The 2,593-nt window shown below is 49.6% G+C and carries 4 protein-coding genes; all 4 read left to right on the forward strand.

The window, feature by feature from the left end:
* Nucleotides 1–354 (forward strand): YmdB family metallophosphoesterase (locus tag Q0200_RS11755; RefSeq protein ID WP_297941285.1); only part of this gene is annotated, 354 nt, incomplete at its 5' end.
* A 133-nt stretch (nucleotides 355–487) separates the two neighbouring features.
* The gene (locus tag Q0200_RS11760; RefSeq protein ID WP_297941286.1) at nucleotides 488–1,156 is read left to right on the forward strand and encodes a 3-methyladenine DNA glycosylase; all 669 of its coding nucleotides are present in this window, start codon (nucleotides 488–490) and stop codon (nucleotides 1,154–1,156) included.
* 8 nt (nucleotides 1,157–1,164) lie between these two features.
* Nucleotides 1,165–2,250, forward strand: a complete 1,086-nt coding sequence (locus tag Q0200_RS11765; RefSeq protein ID WP_297941287.1) for a DegT/DnrJ/EryC1/StrS family aminotransferase — start codon at nucleotides 1,165–1,167, stop codon at nucleotides 2,248–2,250.
* Nucleotides 2,243–2,593 (forward strand): Gfo/Idh/MocA family oxidoreductase (locus Q0200_RS11770; RefSeq protein ID WP_297941288.1); only part of this gene is annotated, 351 nt, incomplete at its 3' end. The genes Q0200_RS11765 and Q0200_RS11770, both read left to right, overlap by 8 nt.

The following is a 2,593-nucleotide window of genomic DNA, read 5'->3' on the forward strand; positions in this document are numbered from 1 at the left end:
ATTGTTAATCTTAATGCGTTTTTTAGGCTATTTTGCGGGCGAGTGGGAGCCATAGCCGGCACTCACACGCACGTTGGCACCGATGATTTGCAAATAGTCAGCGGCACTGCTTATGTCAGCGACGTCGGTCTTAGCGGAGCGTTTGACGGCGTCATCGGCATGGACGCGGAAGCGCCCTTAAAGAGCTTTTTAACGGGGCTAAAGCACTCGTTTAAAGTAAATGAAAAATGCAGGCGGATTTTTCAGATGGTCGTGTTTGAATTTGACGGCGGGCGCTGCGCGGATGCCTTTAAGATCCGCGTGATAGACGGAGTTAGCGAGCCTTTGGTGCAGCGCGTGGTTAAATTTGCATAAGCGAGCGCAAATTTGAGCCGCGCAAGGCTAGCGACGGCTTTTACTCAAATTTAAGCGCGGCGGCGTTTTGGAGGTAAATTTGAGCAATAGTCTGGCGTAAAATTTGCTAAAAACAAAGAAAAAAGGAAAAACTATGGATAGCACGCAGCTTTTTTTGGCGCTAAAAAACGCGGGCGTAAAGGCTGACACAGATGGCCCTCTGTGGTGGCCAAACGTAGGTACTTTCGAGGTCGTGGTCGGCGCCGTTTTGATACAAAATACCAACTGGAAAAACGCCGATAAAGCGCTAAATAATCTAAAAAACGCAAATTTGATGAGCCTGGAAGGTATCGTAAAAACGCCCGCGGCCGATCTTGCTTTGCTCATAAAACCAAGCGGCTTTTACAACACCAAAGCAAAACGCCTAAAAACGCTCTGCGAGGCGATTTTTAAAAAATTCGGCGATTTTGAAAATTTCAAAGAAAACGTAAGCCGCGAGTGGCTGCTAGGCGTAAAAGGCATCGGCGCGGAGACCTGCGACGCGGTGCTTTGCTATGCGTGCGGGCGCGAGGCGATGGTCGTAGATAGCTACGCTTTGCGGATTTTGAGCTTTTTGGGATATGAGTTTGAAAGCTACGACGAGGCGCAGGAGTGGCTGGGGGCCGTAGATAGCGAGAAAATTTGCGAGGCATACGGACGCGAGCTAGGCATGAATGAAATTTACGCCAAATTTCACGGCAAGATAGTGGAGTTTTGCAAGGTGCACTTTAACGGCAAGAGGCTTGACGAAGCAGGTGAGGAGATACTAATATCCATAAAATAGGAGCAAAGATGAAGATAAATTTTATAAATTTACAAGCTCAGTATCAAAAATACAAAAACGAAATCGACGAGCAGATCAAAGAGGTGCTGGATAGCTCGGTCTATATCGGCGGCAAGGTCGGCGAGCTGGAGGAAAATCTGGCTAAATTTAGCGGCGCAAAGCATGCTATAGCTTGCAGTAGCGGCACGGATGCGTTGCTACTAGCCTTTATGGCGCTTGATATAAAGCCCGGCGACGAGGTCATCACAACGCCTTTTACCTTTATCGCGACGGCAGAGATGATAGCGTTTCTGGGCGCAAAGCCCGTATTCGTCGATATCGACGAGAGGACGTATAACATCGATCCAAATTTGATCGAAACAAAGATCACGCCAAAGACCAAGGCTATCGTGCCGGTGTCGCTTTTTGGGCAGGCGGCGGATATGACGGCGATAAATGCCATCTCGCAAAAACACGGCCTAACCGTCATAGAAGATGCCGCGCAAAGCTTTGGCGCGAGCCAAAACGGCGTAAAGTCCTGCAACCTCTCGCGCATCGCTACGACCTCGTTTTTTCCCGCTAAGCCGCTTGGTTGCTACGGCGACGGCGGAGCGATATTTACGGACGACGACGCCCTGAACGAAAAAATACGCATCCTGCTAAATCACGGCCAGTCCGAGCGCTATATCCATAAATACGTCGGCATAAACGGCAGACTCGACGCCATCCAGGCAGGCATTTTAAACGTCAAGCTAAAGTACCTTGACGCCGAAATCGCAAAACGCCAAGAGATCGCGGCGAGATATACTAGCGAGCTAAAGGGCGTCGTAACGCCTTTTGTCGCGGAGGGCAACATCTCGGCGTGGGCACAGTACTGCATCCGCGTAAAAGATAGGGCGAAAATGCTAGAGATCTGCGCACAAAAAGGCGTGCCGACGGGGGTTTATTACCCCGTGCCGCTGCATTTGCAAGAGGTGTTTAAGGATCTTGGCTATAAGCTTGGGGATTTTGCCGTGAGCGAAGCGGTGGCGCAGGATATAATGGCGCTACCGATGTCTGCGTTTGTAACCAAAGAGGAGCAAGACTATGTCATCGAGGTTATAAATAATGCTTAAATTTGCGCTCATAGGCCTTGGCGTCATGGGCAAAAACCACTACCGCACGCTACAAAACGTCGCAGGCGTGCAGATAGTCGCGCTTTGCGATCCGTTTTGCAAGGAAAATTTCGCGCATAAAATTTACGCTGATCTTGACGAGATACTAGAGAGCGAAAATCTAGACGCCGCCGTCATCGCCACGCCGACCTCGTTACATAAAGAAGCGGCGCTAAAATGCATGCGAAAGGGACTAAATTTGCTCATCGAAAAGCCAGTTTGCGCAAATGCCGCGGACGCTCAAATTTTACTAGATGAAGCGCAAAAGAGAAATTTAAAAGTGGCCGTCGGGCACGTCGAGCGC

Origin of the sequence: uncultured Campylobacter sp. (genome assembly GCF_938045225.1) — a bacterium.
Lineage (GTDB): Bacteria > Campylobacterota > Campylobacteria > Campylobacterales > Campylobacteraceae > Campylobacter_A.

Excerpts from the sequence above, each read along its gene's own strand:
- Q0200_RS11760 (WP_297941286.1), top strand. The coding sequence starts at position 488 with ATGGATAGCACGCAGCTTTTTTTGGCGCTAAAAAACGCGGGCGTAAAG.
- Q0200_RS11765 (WP_297941287.1), top strand. The coding sequence starts at position 1,165 with ATGAAGATAAATTTTATAAATTTACAAGCTCAGTATCAAAAATACAAA.